The organism is Bradyrhizobium sp. HKCCYLS3013, from assembly GCF_051167615.1.
In the GTDB taxonomy this organism is placed as follows: domain Bacteria; phylum Pseudomonadota; class Alphaproteobacteria; order Rhizobiales; family Xanthobacteraceae; genus Bradyrhizobium.
The window spans coordinates 33,654-50,715 of the sequence record NZ_JBNPTK010000001.1; the positions used below are offsets into that span (position 1 = coordinate 33,654).

A 17,062-nucleotide genomic window follows, 5' to 3' on the forward strand; every position below is an offset into this window, starting at 1 on the left:
ATCCTCACAACGTCTTCAGATATTCGATGAGGTCCCAGCGCTCGTCCTCCGAGAAGGCTCCGCCGATGATGCCGTTAGGATAATCCTTGTTGGGCTTCGTCGGGCCTTCGAAGGAATGACCGAGCGTGCTGTTGCCCTTGATGGGCTTGCCGCTCGAATCGCTGGCCATGAACAGCGTCTGTCCGACCTTGCACGCGCTCTCGCCGCCCTTCGGCACGGCGAAGCCGACCGCCTTCGGGTCATAGTCGCGCGCGCCCTGGCAGAACGACGTCGGCCGCTCGGCAGCCGGCGTCAGCAGCCAGTACAGCGATGGCACTGAGCCGTTGTGCAGATAGGGCGCGGTCGCCCAGACGCCGTTGAGCGGGCGGGCGCGATAGCTCTTGCCGGCCGGGTTGGGGCAGTTCCTGCGATCGCCCCACAATGCGGTCCGCTCTGCCTCGGAGAGCTTGCGGTCCTCCATCCATTTGTCACTGGCCTTCTGCACGACGGCCATCAGCGCCAGCGCATAGGGCATGTCCGTGGTCGAGTCCTGCGGCAGGTTGCAACCCTTCAGGTCCTTGGCCGGATCGACCTCGAGGAAGCCTGCCACCTTGACCTTGCGGTTGGCGAGAATGCTCGCCTGTCCAGGGTCGGTCTGCATCGCCTCGACCGGCTTCTGCACGAGGTCGAGGGTCGGGCCCTTCGCATTCCAGCCCTTGCTCTCCCAGTCATCGGCCGGCTTGATCTTCCAGAAGCTCTTGTCCGGATAGGTCTTGTCGAACACGGTGTCGGCGACCGGCCCGAGATGGCACTCGACGCAGATCGTTGCATAGAGCTTCCGGCCGCGTTCGACGCGGGCCGGATCGATCTTCCAGGCGTCGTCGCCGGCGAACAGTTTCTCCGGCCATTTCGGCGAGGTCAGCCCGCCGAACGCGGGCGTCGTCGTCGCGAACGGATCGGGACCGCGCAGCATGTTCTCGATGTAGAGCAGATTTTCGATCGCCATCGACGAGCGCCACAGCTTGTCCCGTGCGGTCTCCGGCGAGAGGTTGATCTGTGCAAACACGCCGAGCGCCTCGCCGGCATTGCGGATCAAGGGCTGCGCGATCGAGCCGTCATACTGCGCCCAGGAGAACCACGGCACCGTCCAGATGGGCGGATACGACACCGGCGCGTCGATGGCCTCCTGGTTGCCGAGCATGTTCGGCAGGCCGCTCACGGCCATGTCGAGATAGAACACCTGGTTGCCGATGCGGTTGAGTGCATCGAGCCTGCCGAAGCCTTCCTCGGTCTCGATCTGCTTCTTGGCCTTGATCGTGTCCTTGTAGTTCTTGGCCTGCATGTTGAGCGCGAAGGAGGTCGCGTCCTTCAGCCCCTTCTTCAGGGCGTCGCGATCGGCATCGGTTGCATTGGGCCCAAGCACGCGATCGGCAAAGCGCGAGAAGCGTCCGGGCACGTATTGCGTGAAGATCATCGCAAAACCCATGGCTTCTTCCAGCTTGCGCAGGTCGACCATGCCGGGGCCGCCGTCGAAGCGCACGCTCACGCCTTTGTAGTGAATGCTGCCGGCGTGGCAGGCCGCGCAGGTGAGGCCGATCTTGTCGGATTGCGGCGCACCGGTGGTGGGATCGGCAGCGCCAGTGAGCCGCGCGAAGCCGACCGGCAGGCCGCCTTCATTGCCGGCCGGGGTCGGCTTGAGGCCGGCGGGCAGCGGCGCGGCGGGTTCGGTCTTGGCAGCCGTGGCGGCGTAGCCGAACGGCCGGAGGACGCTTGGGTCGCCGTCGACGCTCTTCGGGCTCGGGATGAAGCCGAAGCGTTCGAGATAGGCGCTGTCGGAGATCAGGCCGGGCGTGCCGAACGGCGTCAGATAAGGCTGCTCCATCGCCATGAACCAGGCGTAGGGAATCGGGAAGGTCGCGGTGCCCTGCGTCACGTGGTGAAACCAGTGCCGGTCCTGCGTGCTCCAGCCCTGGTCGAGCCAGTAGGCCGCCTTGGTCGGCTCGGTCTCGGGCAGCGCGGGCGGCACCAGGGCCGCGGCATCGGACGGCAGGATGGAGCGTAGCTTGTCGCTCACCGCGTCCGGCGCGGCCACCCAGAGCAGCAGCAGCGCCAGCGCCGCGGCGACCGCGCCGCCGACGAGCGCCTTGCCGATGCGCCAGACGATGTTCGCGGGCTTGGGTTTGGTCATCAGCCGCGCGGCGATACGCTGCGGCAGGCGACGCTCGACGAACAGCGTGCGGACCTCGGCGACCGAGAGATAGCGGCCATCGCCGTCGCCCTTGCCGAGGATGTTCAGCAGCACCGGCCATTCGCCCTGCATCAGGATCGGGAAGTACCAGCGTGCCTGGTCGCCGTCGCGCGTCAGATTGGCCTTCATGAAGGTCTGGATCTGGGCCGCGTTGAGGCCGCGCTCGGTGCCCCCGTTGGGATCGGGATAGTCGCTGCCAAAGCTTGCGAAGCGGTCGATCTCCTCGGGATGGACCTTGGCCTCGGCGTCGAGGATGCGCGAGCCGCCGCCATGCTTGTCGAGCGGACCGTTGCGCAACTGGTCGAGATCGGCGCCGGACCACAGGCTCTTCAGGAGCCGCAGCGGCGACAGGCCGTTCGCGATCAGCGCCACGCCGAAGGTCTCGATGCCGACGAGCCGCTTCTTGAAGCCGGTCTCGCCGCTTGCCGCCTCGACCCGGTCGCCGATGGTCTTCAGCGGGACGCTGTGGCCGTCGACGAAGCCGCCGGCGACGAGCGCGCGCAGGAAGGGGCACGGGTTGTCGGACGAGACCGGAAGCTGTCCGGGCAGGGCGTCACGGGCGCGGGCGCTGTCTTCTTGCATCGAAGAACATCCTTGGAAAGCACCTGAGTGATGAAAACGAAATCACGCAAACAAACGAAGGCGGCGCCGAATTGCGCCGAGGAACGGGCGGGTCGGCCGCCGTCTGAACGCTACAATGCAATCGTGAATGATTGGAGTAACCCGCCCAAGTGTCAACCTCAAGTGTCAACCTCAAGTCGCGATCGCGCTATTCGCCCGCGAATTTGGCCTTGGTGTCCACGAGGGTGAGCTTGGTCAACGGGATGCCGGCCTTGGTGAGGCCGTCGCGATAATGCGCGATGTCAGCAGGATTGCGCCAGCGGATGTTGCTCAGGAGGCGCTCGATCGTCATCCACGGATGCTGGCTCAAAAGCGCCGCGACGGCCTCGCCGGCTTCGACCGAGCGTCCGAGCTGCGCCAGCGCGGCGGCGCGGATCGCGAGGCACTGAAGATGGTTCGGATTCTGATAGTGCGACTCCCGCGCCCAGGACAGCGAGGCGTCGTACTGGCCGAGCATGTAGTGGCTGAACGCGCTCAGCACCGACCATTGATAGCGCGGATCGCTGTTGCCGCGCTGGGCAGCGACCGAGAACAGCTCGATCGCCTGACGGTGCTCGCCGCCGACGAGATGGCAGACGCCAAGCACGCCGCGCGCACCCATGTCATAGGGATTGAGCTGCAGCGCCTTGCGCGCCGCCTCCATCCCGGCCTCGACCCGGCCCTGCATGGCATGGACATAGGCCAGCAGCGAATAGGAGAACGACGAGCGGGAATCGAGCCGGACACCGGCCTCGGCCAGCGCCATTGCCTCGTCCCACAGCTCCCGTGAATTCCTGATCCAGCCGAAATGGATGCCCTGCAGCAGGATGGTGCCGAGATAGGTGTGGGCGATCGCGAGACCTGGGTCGATCCTGATCGCCTCGCGGAACAGCGCGATCGAGCTCTCGTAGTCGGCCTTGGTCGGTTGGTAGTAGTGCGACAGCCCGCGCAGGAAGCGGTCCCACGCCGTGAGGTCGGTCGTCTTGGACCGCACCGGCACCGCGGCCTCGGCGCGGTAGATCTCGGGGATCAGCGCGGTGCACAGGTTGGCGGTGATGTCGTCCTGCACGGCAAACAGGTCGCCGATGTCGCGGTCGTAGCGGCCGGCCCACAGCTGCTCGCCGTTCTCCGGCGCGACCAGCTCGGCGGTGACCCTGATCTTGTCGCCGGAACGCCGCACCGAGCCCTGGATGAGATAGGTCGCATCGATCTCGCGTGCGATCAGGCGGGCGCTCATGCCGGCATGCTTGAAGGCGAAGGTGGAGTTGCGGCTGAGCACCCGGAAGAACGACTGCAGCGACAGCGCATGGATGAGGTCCTCCGCCAGGCCGTCCGAGAAGTACTCGTCGGTCTCGCCGCTGAGATTGGCGAATGGCAGCACGCCGACGATGGCGGTCCGGTATTGCGCCGGCAGGGCCGTGGCGGACCGCTGCTCGCGTCTCTTCTCCGGCGAGGACGGATCCCAGGTCCAGACGTTGATCGTGTCTTCGATGTTCTTGAAGCGGAACGGCCCGCGGTCGACGAAGGTGACCGTGAGGTGCTTGCTGGCTTCCTGGTAGGCCTTGTGGGAGACGGCAATTCCGCCAGGCGGTGCTGCGGCTTCAAGTCGCACCGCAGTATTGACGCCGTCGCCGAATACCTCGTCCTCATCGAAGATGACGTCGCCCATGTTGAGGCCGAGGCGAAACTGCATCACGCGGTCGGCCGGCAAATGAGCATTGCGCTCGGCCATCAGCTTCTGCACCTCGACCGAGGCCGCGATGGCGCCGACGACGCTCGGAAATTCCAGGAGAAACCCGTCCCCTGTGTATTTCACGATGCGGCCGCCGTGATTGAGGATGATCGGGTGGATGGCGCCGCGATGCGCCTTGAACGCGGCATGGGTTCCCGCCTCGTCGGCGCCCATCATCCGCGAGTAACCGACCACATCGGCACAGACAATCGCGGCCAGCCGTCTCTCCATTCCGTCTTTGCTCCCACACACGGCGATACCACGGCAACAGCGGCCGAATCCAATCAATTTGCGGAAGCAATGTGTAGGCCATGTGGCGGGCCGGCACCATGCGGCCCGGTTGGCTCAAATCAGCCCGGCCCTGATCAGTCCGTCGCGGTAGTGATCGATATCCTCCCGGCGTTTCCATCGGATGTTCTTGATGTGGCGGTCGAGCGTCAGCCAGGGATATTGCGCGCGCAGCACGTCGACGGCGTCGCCCGCCTGATCGGTCGCGCCAAGCTGCGCCAGGGTCGCCGCGCGGATCGTCAGCGCCTGCAGATGGTTCGGGTAGAGAAACAGCTCCTCGCGGGCCCAGGACAACGCGGCCTCGTAGCGGCCGAGCAGGTAGTGGCTGTAGGCGTTCAGCGCCGGCCATTGGTAGCGCGGATCGCTGTTGCCGCGCTGGGCCGCGATCGAGAACAGATCGATCGCCTGCTGGTGCTCGCCGTTGACCATATGGCAAAGCCCGAGCACTCCGCGCGCGCCCATGTCGTAGGCATTGAGCTCGGTCGCCTTGCGCGCCGCCTTCATGCCGTCCTCATGGTCGCCCTGCATGGCCTGCACGAAGGCAAGGATCGCATAGGCGAACGACGAGCGCCCGTCGAGCCGCACGCTGTCCAGCGCCAGATTTTTCGCCTCGTCCCAGAGCTCGCGCGAGCCCTTGATCCAGCCGAAATTGATACCCTGCATCAGAATGGTCGCAAGATAAGCGTGGGCGAGCCCGAGAGTGGGATCGAGCGCAATCGCCTGCCGAAACAGCGAGATGGAGATCTCGTAGTCGGCCTTGGTCGGTCGGTAGTAGTGCGACAGACCGCGCAGGAAGCGGTCCCAGGCGGTCGGGTCGGTCGCCGGCGCACGGACCGGAATCGAGGCTTCAACACGATAGATCTCCGGCATCAGCGCCGCGCACAGGCTGGTGGTGATCTCGTCCTGCATCGCGAAGAGATCACCGACGTCGCCGTCGTAGCGACCGGTCCACAATTGAGCGCCGGTCTCGGGCGCGATCAGCTCCGCCGTCACGCGGAGCTTGTGACGAGAGCGCCGCACCGTTCCCTGAATCAGGTAGGTCGCATCGATCTCGCGTGCGATCAGGCGGGGATTGAGGCCGCGGTCCCTGAAGCGAAACGTCGAGGTGCGGCTCAGGACGCGAAAGAACGATTGCAGCGACAGCGCATGGATCAGGTCGTCTGCGAGCCCGTCGGCGAGATACGCGTCGGCGCCGTCGGAGAGGTTGACGAACGGCAGCACGCCGACGATCGCGGAGCGATATTGCGGCGGCAGGCCGGTGACGCTCGTCCCGCTCCGGATCGCCGCGCTACCCGGCTCCCATGTCCACGCCTGCACCGGCTCCTGAAGGTTCTTGAACTGAAAGCTTCCGGCGCTGGTCAGCTTGATGGGCAGTTGCGGGCCGGCCTCCTCATAAGCCTTGGCCGAGACGGCAACACCGCCCGGGACGGCGATCGATTCCAGATTGACGGCGACATTGATGCCGTCGCCGAAGGCCTCGCCGTCATCGACCGTGAACTCACCCTGATGGATTCCCAGCCGGAAGCGCATGTTGCGGTCGGACGGCAGATCGGCGTTGCGCTCCGCCATCAGGGACTGCATCTCGATCCCGAACTGGATGGCGCTGGCGGCGGTGGCGAATTCCAGCAGAAAGCCGTCGCCGGTGTGTTTGACGATGCGGCCGGCGTGGTTGAGGATGATCGGATGGATGGCGCCGCGATGAGCCTTGAAGGCGGCGTGCGTGCCGTCCTCGTCGATACCCATCATGCGCGAATAGCCGGCGACGTCGGCGCAAAGGATGGCGGCGAGGCGTCTTTCCATCACATCGTGCTCCCGCCTCGCGCATACCACGGCCGAGGCGGCCGAATCCAACGCTTTTCCGGAACCCATCGCGGCACCTCGCCATGCGGCCCCGCGCCGGCCTCTGCGGGGCGAGACGGCAATGCCGAGGCCAGGTATGGTTAGACCAGTATTGTTAGGAAATGCTCAATCATGCTCGGCATTCACGATTTGCCTTTGTTTCTCGTCTCCGGGCTGCTGCTCAACATCACGCCGGGTCCCGACACCGCCTACATCGTCGGCCGCAGCGCGCAGATGGGCTGGCGCGGCGGGGCCGCTGCCGCCTTCGGCATCAGCACGGGCTGCCTGGTCCACGTGTTCGGAAGCGCGATCGGGTTGTCGGCGCTGCTCACAGCCTCTGCCACGGCCTTCGCTGCGGTGAAATGGGCCGGTGCGGCTTATCTGGTCTATCTCGGCATCACGCAGCTTCTGGCGCGGCGGCCGGACGCCGCCAGGACGAGTGATGCGACGTCGATGCCGGTGGTGACGCTGCACCAGGCGTTCTGGCAGGGCGCGCTCACCAACATCCTCAATCCGAAGGTCGCGATGTTCTTCCTCGCCTTCCTGCCGCAATTCGTCGCAGCCGAGGCGCCGCACAAGGCGATCGCCTTCCTGCTGCTCGGCACGATCTTCATCGTCAACAGCACGATCTGGTGCCTCGGCGTCGCCGTCGTCGCGGCCCGTGCTGCGCGCCGCGTGCGCGGCTCGTCCGCCACACTGCTCTGGCTCAACCGCGCGATCGGCGGGCTGCTGATCTATCTCGGGGTCCGGATCGCGATGCTCGAGGCGCGCTGACTTTACCAGAGCAGCTCGATGACCGCCGTGCCGGCGAGATACAGGCCGAGCAGGATCATGGCGATCAGGAACACACGGCGGAACGCCTCGGCCGGCAGTCGGGATCGCGCCGCCTGGCCGGCATACATGCCGAGAAAGGCGCCGGCCATCGCGACCGCGCCGGGCAGGGCGGTGGCCGTGCTGAGCAGGCCGGAGCTCGTCAAGTTGAAGGCCAGCGTGACCGTGGCGACCGTGAAGAACACGCCGAGGGCCTGGACCAACTCGTCCTTCTCGAGCCCGATCGCCTGCATGTACGGTACCGAGGGTACGACCTGCACGCCGGTGGCGGCCGAGATCAGCCCGGTGACGAGCCCGACGATGCCGCCGACCCATTTCTCGTGCGGCGGAGCGACCTTGAAGGCGAGCTTGGTGAGGCCGAGCAGGGCATAGAGCATCAGCAAGACGCCGAGCGCGACGTTGCCCCAGCGGGTCGAGGCATGGCTGAGCGCGCCGGCGTTGAGGCAGATGCCGATCGCGGTCCCCAGCATCAGCGGCCACAGGCGCCTGGCGATATCGCGCAGGTAAGGTCCGGCGAAGGTCTGCCAGATGTTGGTGATCACGGCCGGCACGATGACGATGGCGAGCGCGCGGCCCGGCGGCATGGCGACCGCGAGCAGTCCGACGGAGATGGTCGGCAGGCCGAGGCCGAGCGCGCCCTTGACGAAGCCGGCCAAGGTGAGCGCGAAGGCGATGAAGATGAGGATGGGATCGATCATGGTTGTCACATTGACCAGACTGCGCCGGCGGCACAATGTGGAGGTTACGGAGCAAGCCTTCGTCCAGGACTGAGGCAGGATGACCATGCGTTTCGATCTGGTCGATCTCAGGCTGTTCATTGCCGTGGCCGAGGCCCGCAGCATCACCGGGGGCGCCGACCGGGCGCATCTGGCGCTGGCCTCGGCGAGCGCGCGGATCAAGGGTCTGGAGGACGCGTTCGGCGTCGAGCTGTTCAAGCGCGGCCGGCGTGGCGTGGATCTGACCGCGGCCGGCGAGAGCCTGCTCGATCACGCCCGCATCATCATGGCCAATGTCGAGGCCATGCAGGGCGAGCTCTCGGGCTTCGCATCCGGCCGTCGCGCCAACGTGCAGCTGCTCGCCAATACGGTCGGCCTCGCCGAGCATCTGCCGAAGGCGCTGGCGGCCTTTCTGCGCGAGCATCCCGACATCAACGTCGATGTCGAGGAGCGCGAGAGCACCGAGATCGCCGAGGCGATCGCGTCCGGCCGGGCGGATCTCGGCTTTGCGGCGGAGCACGCGCTGCCCGAGACGATCGAGCGCTTCGCCTTCGGCGAGGACCGGCTGATCCTGGTGGCCGGACGGCGCAGCCCGTTCGCGGCCCGCCGACAGATCGACTTCAGCGAGACCGCGGGGGAGGATTTCATCGGCCTCACGCAGGGGACGGCGCTCAACGTCCATATCGGCCGGCACGCCGCGCGGCTCGGCATCCGGCAGCACGTGCGGGCCAGGCTGCGCGATTTCGACGCGATCTGCCAGATGGTGGCGGCCGGGATCGGCATTGCCGTGGTGCCCGAAGCCGCGGCGCGACGTTGCGCGCGGTCGATGCCGATCAGCCTCGTCGCGCTGCGCGACGCCTGGGCCGATCGGCGGCTGGTGATCTGCGCCCGCAGCTTCAAGGCGCTGCCGCGTCCCGCGAAACTGCTCGTCGAGCATTTGCGCCGGGCCGCCGCGTGAGGCGCCCGACGACAGGCCGGTGGAGGCGGGCTCAGCCCGCCGCCAGCCGCTTCAGCGCCGCTTCATGGACCCGCTTGTCGCCGGCGGCGACGATCCGGCCGCCGTTCTGCGCCGGGCCGCCTTCCCAGTTGGTGACGATGCCGCCGGCGCCGTTGATGATCGGGATCAGCGCCGCGATGTCGTAGGGCTTGAGCTCGGTCTCGATGACGAGATCGAGATGGCCCGCGGCCAGCATGCAATAGGAGTAGCAGTCGCCGCCATAGCGCGACAGCCGCGTCTCGGCCTCGACCCGGCTGAAGGTGGCGCGATCGGCCTCGTTCATCAGCAGCGGGCTCGTCGTATAGCACACCGCATCCCCGAGACGCTCGCAGCGCCGCACCGAGAGCCGGCGCTCGCCGCCGCCGTTCTTGTAGTTGGCGGAGCCGTTGTCGCCGGCGAAGCGCTCGCCGATGAAGGGCTGGTGCATCATGCCGAACACCGGCGCGCCCTTGTGCAGCAGCGCGATCAGCGTGCCCCAGGTCGGAAAACCGGCAATGAAGGACTTGGTGCCGTCGATCGGATCGAGCACCCAGACGTAGTCGGCGTCCTCGCGCTCATTGCCGAATTCCTCGCCGACGATGCCGTGCTGAGGAAAGTTCGCCTTGATCAGGCGGCGCATCACCGCCTCGGCGGCGCGGTCGGCCTCGGTCACCGGGTCGAAATCCTGCCGGCTGCTCTTGTTGTCGACCAGCAGCGAGGTCCGGAAGAACGGCAGGATGGTTTCGCCAGACGCGGTCGCCAGACGACCGATGAAGGCGGAGAAATCGATGACCGTCACAGCGCGTCCTTGGGTGAGGGAATCGGGTGGCAATGAGCCGCTATGCCTAGCTCAAAGCGGTTCGGGGTGCACCCGGATATGGAACACCAGCGTGGCATCATGGATACCGTTTGGTGTCCTGCCGCGCTGACCGGGCGCGATTGAGCCGTCGCGGGCCTCTGATGTGAAAGTGAAAGCGAAACCGGCGTCCCTCTCCGATCGTTTGGAATCTCCAATCAAGCCATTGACTTTTATGATGAAAAGCAAAGCTGTTTCGCGCTGAACGCAACCCGGCCTATGTTTTTTTGCATGGTGAAAGGCGGAAAAACCCTTGCGCTTTGTGCAGCGCGATTGCATATTGTTGCGGTGCGGTAGCGCTTCGCGTTATCGCTGCCCTCCTTGGGCGTTTCCTCCCTAGACTTGGGCCGCTTGTCATTCAAGCGGCCCTTTTTTTTGCGCCGGCGCCACCGGCCGGAATCCCTCGGACCGAGGGCGCTGCCCTCTATTCGGCCGCCGCCTGGAACGGCCCGAGGTCGCCGAGCGGCACCGTCGCCAGCACCTCCGCGAGCACGGCGAGATCGGAAGCGACCTGGGCGAAGCGAGGTCCGCGCTCCCTGCGGCGCTCATCCATGTAGATCGCGCGGTTGAGCTCGATCTGGATCGCATGCAAGCCCGTGGCCGGATTGCCGTAATGCTCGGTGATGAAGCCGCCGGCATAGGGCTTGTTGCGGCCGACCGAATAACCGAGCCGGCCGAGCACGTCCTCGACCAGATCCGGCAGCAGCGACGCGCAGCTCGTGCCGTAGCGGTCGCCGATCACCATGTCGGGCCGGCGCGGCTCGTCGCGCGAGACGCCGACCGACGGCATCGAATGACAGTCGACCAGCACCACGGTGCCGAACTGCTGGTGCACGCGGTTGATCAGCCGGCGCAGCGCGCGGTGATACGGCTTGTACAGCGTCTCGATCCGGTGCAGCGCCTCGTCGACGCTCAGCCGGTCGCGATAGATCTCCTGGCCGTCGCCGACCACGCGCGGGATCGTGCCGAGGCCGCCGGCCACCCGCATCGAGCGGGTGTTGGCAAAGCTCGGCAGCCGCCCGGTGAACATTCGCGGATCGAGCTCATAGGGCTCGCGATTGACGTCGACATAGCAGCGCGGGAAATGCACGCGAACGACCGGAAAGCCGCGCGACAGGAGATCGGCGATCAATTCGTCCATGAACGAATCTTCGGAGCGCCGCAGCGCCGGCAGATCGATTCGCGAGGCCCTCAGGAAATCGTCGGGGTAGGCCGATCCGGAGTGAGGGGAATTGAAGATGATGGGCGCGCGCCATTCGGTCGGCTCCATGATCTCGAACGGCGGCAATTCGCCATCAAAGTCCGTCATCTCTGGGCGCCGTCCCCTTGGTCACGTGCGTCGATGTCACGTCCGTTGATGCGCCGGTATCCTCCGGCCGATTCGCTCTGGACAACGCAGGTACTGCTCTCGCCAACGCGCATCTTCGATAATCCCAGCCGGTCTGCCAAGCGAAAAGCAATGAAAAAGTTCATCCCGCGTTGGAACAACTCTGAGCTGGCATGCTGCTTCGATCGAAGACCGCGGCTTCAGCCCTCAAAATGCCTTGCCGATGTCGGATCAAAAGGCGCAATCTTTCACCCGAAATTTACCGCCCGTCAGGCTTAGTGGCGGCAACGCTCCGCCTCTCACCCGGACCAGACAACCCCTCGCCATGCACAAAATCCTGCTCGCCGAAGACGACAACGACATGCGCCGCTTCCTGGTCAAGGCATTGGAAAATGCCGGGTTCCAGGTCTCGCCCCACGACAACGGCATGTCGGCCTACCAGCGGTTGCGCGAGGAGCCGTTCGAGATGCTCTTGACCGACATTGTGATGCCGGAGATGGACGGAATCGAGCTGGCGCGCCGCGCCTCCGAGCTCGACCCGGACATCAAGATCATGTTCATCACCGGCTTCGCCGCGGTCGCCTTGAACTCCGATTCGGAGGCGCCCAAGAATGCCAAGGTGCTGTCCAAGCCGGTGCACCTGCGCGAGCTCGTCAGCGAGGTCAACAAGATGCTGGCGGCCTGAGCCGCCGGGGCCGGCGTCGCGAAGTTCAGGATTATTCCCATTTTCGCCTGTTTGCGTCCTTGCCTGCCTGCGTGGGAGCCGATATAGGGACCCCCACCCGACGAGACCTTTTGGGTTTAGGGCACGTAGCTCAGCGGGAGAGCACTACCTTGACATGGTAGGGGTCACAGGTTCGATCCCTGTCGTGCCCACCATCGGCCGAAGCGGCCGGTGACCCAGCTGGGTCTGGTTTTCCGATCGTTGAATATCCTCCCTTGTGAACGCGAGGCGCGCGTGACGATCGCGGGGCGACGCAACCGCGGGCTCCGCCGCCGCCGCGTCGTCGTGACGGCGGCAAGCCGGCTTGAACCGGCCATCCATGACGAGTCTCTTCGGTCAAGTTCTCCGTCATTGCGAGGAGCGTAGCGACGAAGCAATCCAGAGTCGCGCGCGCGACTCTGGATTGCTTCGCTTCGCTCGCAATGACGGCGGTTAGATTGTGATGAGGGCGCTGCGACATGGCTTCGCTGCCTCGCGGCGCATTCTCGCGTCCGAGCTTTGCTGATCGATGTCCCTCTCTTGGAAGAGGGCACGGGGAATGCCGGGCGCTGGCCGCACCCATGGCCCGCCTGCAGAAAAAAAGCAGGCGGCAGTCACCACAGGTTCAGCCGAGATCACCCGGCATTCCCCGCACGATGGTTTTGACGGCTGCTTCGCGATCTCCCCGGTGCGCCGGGCTTTCTGGCCACCGTTGCCCGCGCCGCGCGTGAGCGCCAACGCAAGCGTGACACCAGCGTCGGGGTGTCAGGACCACGCGACTTGACCGTGCGCATCGCCGCCGTTCGTCGGCGTGGAGAACCACGCTGCGACATCGACACGCCCACCGCATCCCGCCTCGACGTTCGTGACGACCGCGAAGCGCCCCTCTTGTGAGACGGGATGGAGAGAGAAGATCATGATTTCTGGAAAAAAGAAACAAAAATCTTCAGGCCGGGAGGGCTGGATAGAGAGATGTGTTTGAACCCGCAGGCGAATGAATTTTTCTGACGGAGGCGTTTTCTTGGAGCGTGGGCTCCGGGTGATGGGCGGATGTGCTGGGCGTACGCGAGTCTCGCAGCAGTGATTTGCCCGTCGGGTCGCGTGCGCTCCTCGCTTTTGCCGATGCGTCGTTTGAAGTTCGTGCCCGGAGAATAGATAGAACCTGGTCCGCCAGCCGAAGCTCGTCACGTGTGCGAAGGTTTCTCAGATCGACGGCGCCTTCATCACCAAGACAGCGAAGAGTCCAGCGGCACGGTGACGAACATGCCGGCTTGGATCTGCCCTTCTGCTATCTCGCCAGCCAGAACAAACAACCGAAGATGCAGGCAGTCGGGGGCCCAGATCACACCCGGCGGCGCCCTTGTAGAAGCTGGGATCGCCGTCGGCATTCTCGTCGTCGATGGGGTGGGCCGGCCAGAATGATCGGGATCGAATTGGGCGATCGCGTCGGCCGCGATGTCTAAGATCGCGACCAGGGCAGTCGCTTCGTCCAAGGGAGTCTGGATCAGCGGCCGATGTCGTCCCAGGGTGATCATCGTATGGGCTCCCGGGTGCTGTTCGTCGGTCGCGTCAAGCGGCAGGCCGCATCATCGGCAACGAGCCTATCCAAAAGCCTGCCGCCGGTACACCATCGGTCCTATCGGATGACGGTTCGAGACGATGCGCAAGGTCAGCAGGGAATGAACATGGACGAGACCCTTTCGATACGGCGCTACATCGCCGCGCCTCGGTCGGCGGTCTATCGAGCGCTGCTCGATCCACGCGCAATTGCAAAATGGAAAGTGCCGGACGGAATGACCTGCGAGGTGCATGCGTTCGACGCCCGTGAAGGCGGCTCGTTGCGGATTTCGCTCACCTATGACGTGCCGACCGGGGCGGGCAAGACGACCGCGCAAACGGACACATATCGCGGTCGCTTTGTGAAGCTCGTCCCGAATGAGCAGGTTGTCGAAGTGGACGAGTTCGAGACCACGGATCCCGCGCTGCGCGGCGAGATGACGATCACCATCACGCTCGCCGACGCGGATGGCGGGACCGAACTTCACGCCACCCACGCTGGACTGCCACGCGCGGTATCGCCGACCGACAACGAGACTGGCTGGCGGATGGCACTCGCGAAACTCGCGGCGCTGGTCGAGGCGCGATAAGCCCGGTTTTCCGCTCATGCCCGAGGCAGACATGCGCATGCCGATCATAAGGACATGCCGTCGACGGCAACCGCTGTTCGCCGAAGCAGAGGAAGAAAAAGCCGCTCAGAAAAAGCCGGGGCTCAGATCTGTTCCGTAGGTCAGCGCCATCGCCCCCACCAGCAATATGGCGGCACCGAGCAGCAAGAGGTGTTTGAGCAACGCGTGTTTGCGACCCTCGGATGTTTCAGAAAATGCCTTATAAAATACCTTGGTCAGAGCCGTCATTTGCGACCTCAATCTCCTCCCGCCCTGAGGTGGGTCAAGACGGGAGGCAGAAGGTTCATCGCAGGACAGGCGCTGACCGACAGCAGGCGCCAGAATCCGGCTCTCGGAACGCCGCGCGATCCTTCAGGGCGCGGCAGCGGCAAGCCCGAGCAGGACGACGAATCCGCCGATCGGCGGCAGGTGCCGGACATCGCGATGGCGCAGAACGGTCACTGCTGCCGCGGCGATGATCGCCGATCCAAGCGCCAGGCCGACGATGCGAGCCTGGGGAAGCGCAATCAGAATGGCGGCGACGATCTCCAGCCCGCCGGTCAGTCTGCCCCACCAAGTGGGGTAGCCCCAACGGGCGAAATCGCGCCGCGTGTCGGCCGTGCCGACCGCGTTGAAGACGCCGGCGCCGAAGAAGGCGGCGACCAGCAGCCAGATCGAAACAGCGTGCGCCATCTCAAGACACTCCGGTGACCAGGGGCAGGGCCGCCAGGATCATGATCGCGGCCGTGAGGCCGTGCATGCCGAAGGCGCTCGTCTTCGAGCCGTTCGCGGCAAGGATGACCAGCATGTCGCCAACTGGAATGACGGCTTCGACCAGCAGGACGAGGCCAACCGCGCCGGAACTACCCCACATCATCAATGCAAGGACCGCCAGGCCCGAGACGATGTCCCTCACGCCCTTGAGCCGCAGCCACCACGCGACGTTGGCGCCGGTCTCGGGCAGTGGCAGCCCGAAACTGCGCATCGCAGTGAACGGGCGAGCAACGTATTGCACCCCAATCGCGATGATCGCGACCGCCAGCAGCAAGGCAAGCCCAAGCGAAAACCAGTGCATGCGACCCTCCGTTCTAACGGCCGTCGATAACCTAGCAACGCTAGGACAATAATCTAGCGTTGCTAGATCGTCAAGCGGTGGTATGATGAGTGCTGTCCGGCGGAGGGCGAGAATCTGGGCATCGCGGAGCGAAAGGGCAGGGCGCGCGCCGAGCGCGAGCAGCACATCGTCGCGGCCGCGCGCGCGATCGCGGAGCGCGAGGGATGGGGCGCGGTGACGATCCGGCGCCTGGCCGACGAGATCGAATACAGCCAGCCCGTGCTCTATTCGCATTTCGAGAACAGGGATGCGATCGTGTCCGCGGTTGCCCTCGAGGGCTTCAAGGAGATCACGGCCGCCCTCGAAGACGCGGCGAGGCAAGCGAGCGCTCGCGGCTCTGCGCTCAAGAATGTCGCTGCGGCCTATCTCGGCTTCGCGCTCGGCCGTCCTGCGCTCTACGATGCCATGTTCGTCCTGCCGACCGATCTGCGGTTCGCGGTGGCGGAGACGAGGCCGGAGCTGCGGGCTGCTTTCGATGCGCTGGCCGCGGTCATCGCGCCCTTCTGCAAGGATGCCGCGGTCGTCACCGAGACGTTCTGGGCGGCCCTTCATGGCCTCGCCGCGCTCGAACGGTCAGGACGTATCAGGCCCGCCGCGCGCGACGAACGTATCGCACGTGTCGTGCGGGCGATCGCGGGGGCTGGAAGCCGCGCACCAGCTCGCGGCTGACGCAGTCAATGTGCGTGAGATACGGTCACGCGCTGAGACCAGATGAACATCGCAGGACGCGTGAGAAAGACGTCGGCTCACGAGGTGTCGACCGGAGCACGCGCAGGCCGACAAATGTGCTTCAACTTCAGCTCAGCTGAGGCGGACTAACGGGCGCGCCGCGCTCGCTTCAGCTCGGCGACCTGAAACTTGCCGCCGGCCAAGAGGCTGCTGCAATGCAGCCAGACCTTATTGCGATCCCAGCCTAGGAACGCCTTGGTCTCCGCACAGTCCGCATAGTGCTTGTATCTGAGCGTGTCGCTGCAGGTCGTATCGAAATGTGAGAATTCCTGGCCCGACAGGCTGCATCCGACCCAAGGCGCGTTGCCGGACTTGAAGCTTGTCTCGCAGCCGCCGTTGCAACCAGTGGCAGCTCTCTCCAGCCTGGCGAACCTGGCTTCCACAGAGCCTGGCGCAGCCGGCGGCGATTGCGTGGCCTGGGATGCGGCCTGAGCGACTGGCCGTGCCCGGCGCGACGTCACCGCGCCGGCTGCGTGCTGCGGCCGATAGGGCCGTACAGCCTGCTTGGGTGCATCGACCGTGATATCGGGAAGCGTGGAGCTTTTGGTGGGCTGCGCGACCGCCGGGCTGCAGAACAGCATCGTCGCCAACACAGCAACAAATGACGGCGCGACGACACAAGACGACAATCGCATGACGGCGTCCTTCCAGGGCGGGCCAGCCGCCAGATGCATCTACTTGACTGCCATTAGATACCTATCACGCGTTCGGGAACTTGGCTACTGATAATGAGAAAGATTCTCGCTCGCGGTTGCCGCCAGCATCGTTGCTGATCGCATGCGGACGAGTTGCTCGAGCGTCGGCCCATCAGCGGACCGGCAAGTTTCGGATTGCAATCATCGTTCTGAAATTGTGCGTTATCGATTTTCAATTTTAAATTGATCATTCTTCGACCGCTGTGTTCGTCGGCCAGCGCCGCCCGGCGGCCCGTCAGACCACAGGGAATCGGGTTGGAAGTT

General features: G+C 65.2%; 16 protein-coding genes and 1 tRNA gene. 6 read left to right on the plus strand and 11 right to left on the minus strand.

Annotated elements, in window-relative coordinates; all coding sequences use genetic code 11:
- Window positions 1-4: 4 nt before the first annotated feature.
- The 3 genes from ACQR1F_RS00125 to ACQR1F_RS00135 form a co-directional block, all read right to left on the minus strand.
- Entirely contained in the window at window positions 5-2,809 is a 2,805-nt protein-coding gene (locus ACQR1F_RS00125) for a di-heme-cytochrome C peroxidase (protein WP_434912329.1), read from the minus strand.
- Window positions 2,810-2,996: 187 nt separating this feature from the next.
- Window positions 2,997-4,790, minus strand: a complete 1,794-nt coding sequence (locus ACQR1F_RS00130; RefSeq protein WP_315801827.1) for an adenylate/guanylate cyclase domain-containing protein — start codon at window positions 4,788-4,790, stop codon at window positions 2,997-2,999.
- 114 nt (window positions 4,791-4,904) lie between these two features.
- Window positions 4,905-6,647, minus strand: coding sequence for an adenylate/guanylate cyclase domain-containing protein (locus tag ACQR1F_RS00135; protein WP_434912330.1), 1,743 nt, complete (start codon window positions 6,645-6,647; stop codon window positions 4,905-4,907).
- A 171-nt stretch (window positions 6,648-6,818) separates the two neighbouring features.
- On the opposite strand from ACQR1F_RS00135, the gene ACQR1F_RS00140 reads away from it, so the two are divergent.
- Window positions 6,819-7,460, plus strand: coding sequence for a LysE family translocator (locus tag ACQR1F_RS00140; protein WP_315801829.1), 642 nt, complete (start codon window positions 6,819-6,821; stop codon window positions 7,458-7,460).
- Window positions 7,461-7,462: 2 nt separating this feature from the next.
- On the opposite strand, the gene ACQR1F_RS00145 is transcribed toward ACQR1F_RS00140, so the two are convergent.
- Complete coding sequence (locus ACQR1F_RS00145; protein WP_315801830.1) at window positions 7,463-8,215, minus strand: sulfite exporter TauE/SafE family protein; 753 nt, start codon at window positions 8,213-8,215, stop codon at window positions 7,463-7,465.
- Between the two features lie 85 nt (window positions 8,216-8,300).
- Between ACQR1F_RS00145 and ACQR1F_RS00150 the strand changes: the two genes are divergently transcribed.
- Window positions 8,301-9,191: a LysR substrate-binding domain-containing protein gene (locus ACQR1F_RS00150; RefSeq protein ID WP_315737053.1), complete on the plus strand. Its 891-nt coding sequence runs from the start codon at window positions 8,301-8,303 to the stop codon at window positions 9,189-9,191.
- A gap of 31 nt (window positions 9,192-9,222) precedes the next feature.
- On the opposite strand, the gene hisN is transcribed toward ACQR1F_RS00150, so the two are convergent.
- A complete protein-coding gene (gene hisN, locus ACQR1F_RS00155; RefSeq protein WP_434912331.1) occupies window positions 9,223-10,008 on the minus strand; it encodes a histidinol-phosphatase in 786 nt (261 codons plus the stop codon).
- 481 nt (window positions 10,009-10,489) lie between these two features.
- Window positions 10,490-11,374, minus strand: coding sequence for an N-formylglutamate amidohydrolase (locus ACQR1F_RS00160; protein WP_315801832.1), 885 nt, complete (start codon window positions 11,372-11,374; stop codon window positions 10,490-10,492).
- A gap of 343 nt (window positions 11,375-11,717) precedes the next feature.
- Here ACQR1F_RS00160 and cpdR point away from each other — a divergent pair, with 343 nt between their 5' ends.
- Window positions 11,718-12,077: a cell cycle two-component system response regulator CpdR gene (cpdR, locus tag ACQR1F_RS00165; RefSeq protein ID WP_006610087.1), complete on the plus strand. Its 360-nt coding sequence runs from the start codon at window positions 11,718-11,720 to the stop codon at window positions 12,075-12,077.
- 119 nt (window positions 12,078-12,196) lie between these two features.
- Window positions 12,197-12,271, plus strand: a tRNA-Val gene (locus ACQR1F_RS00170).
- Between the two features lie 1,047 nt (window positions 12,272-13,318).
- Here ACQR1F_RS00170 and ACQR1F_RS00175 read toward each other — a convergent pair.
- Entirely contained in the window at window positions 13,319-13,630 is a 312-nt protein-coding gene (locus ACQR1F_RS00175) for a hypothetical protein (protein ID WP_434912332.1), read from the minus strand.
- Between ACQR1F_RS00175 and ACQR1F_RS00180 the strand changes: the two genes are divergently transcribed.
- Window positions 13,610-14,242, plus strand: coding sequence for an SRPBCC family protein (locus ACQR1F_RS00180; RefSeq protein ID WP_434912333.1), 633 nt, complete (start codon window positions 13,610-13,612; stop codon window positions 14,240-14,242). The genes ACQR1F_RS00175 and ACQR1F_RS00180 overlap by 21 nt on opposite strands.
- Before the next feature lie 105 nt (window positions 14,243-14,347).
- On the opposite strand, the gene ACQR1F_RS00185 is transcribed toward ACQR1F_RS00180, so the two are convergent.
- The 3 genes from ACQR1F_RS00185 to ACQR1F_RS00195 all read right to left on the minus strand — a co-directional run bounded on the left by ACQR1F_RS00185 (window position 14,348) and on the right by ACQR1F_RS00195 (window position 15,335).
- A complete protein-coding gene (locus ACQR1F_RS00185; RefSeq protein WP_434912334.1) occupies window positions 14,348-14,509 on the minus strand; it encodes a hypothetical protein in 162 nt (53 codons plus the stop codon).
- A 123-nt stretch (window positions 14,510-14,632) separates the two neighbouring features.
- Window positions 14,633-14,953 carry a DoxX family protein gene (locus ACQR1F_RS00190; protein ID WP_434885416.1) on the minus strand — a complete coding sequence of 107 codons (321 nt, stop codon included), beginning with the start codon at window positions 14,951-14,953 and terminating at the stop codon, window positions 14,633-14,635.
- A 1-nt stretch (window position 14,954) separates the two neighbouring features.
- Entirely contained in the window at window positions 14,955-15,335 is a 381-nt protein-coding gene (locus ACQR1F_RS00195; RefSeq protein ID WP_434873526.1) for a DUF4267 domain-containing protein, read from the minus strand.
- A 114-nt stretch (window positions 15,336-15,449) separates the two neighbouring features.
- Between ACQR1F_RS00195 and ACQR1F_RS00200 the strand changes: the two genes are divergently transcribed.
- The gene (locus ACQR1F_RS00200) at window positions 15,450-16,043 is read left to right on the plus strand and encodes a TetR-like C-terminal domain-containing protein (protein WP_315802160.1); all 594 of its coding nucleotides are present in this window, start codon (window positions 15,450-15,452) and stop codon (window positions 16,041-16,043) included.
- A gap of 146 nt (window positions 16,044-16,189) precedes the next feature.
- Here the strand turns inward: ACQR1F_RS00200 and ACQR1F_RS00205 are convergent, their stop codons facing one another.
- Window positions 16,190-16,777, minus strand: a complete 588-nt coding sequence (locus ACQR1F_RS00205; protein ID WP_316217170.1) for a hypothetical protein — start codon at window positions 16,775-16,777, stop codon at window positions 16,190-16,192.
- Window positions 16,778-17,062 lie beyond the last annotated feature (285 nt).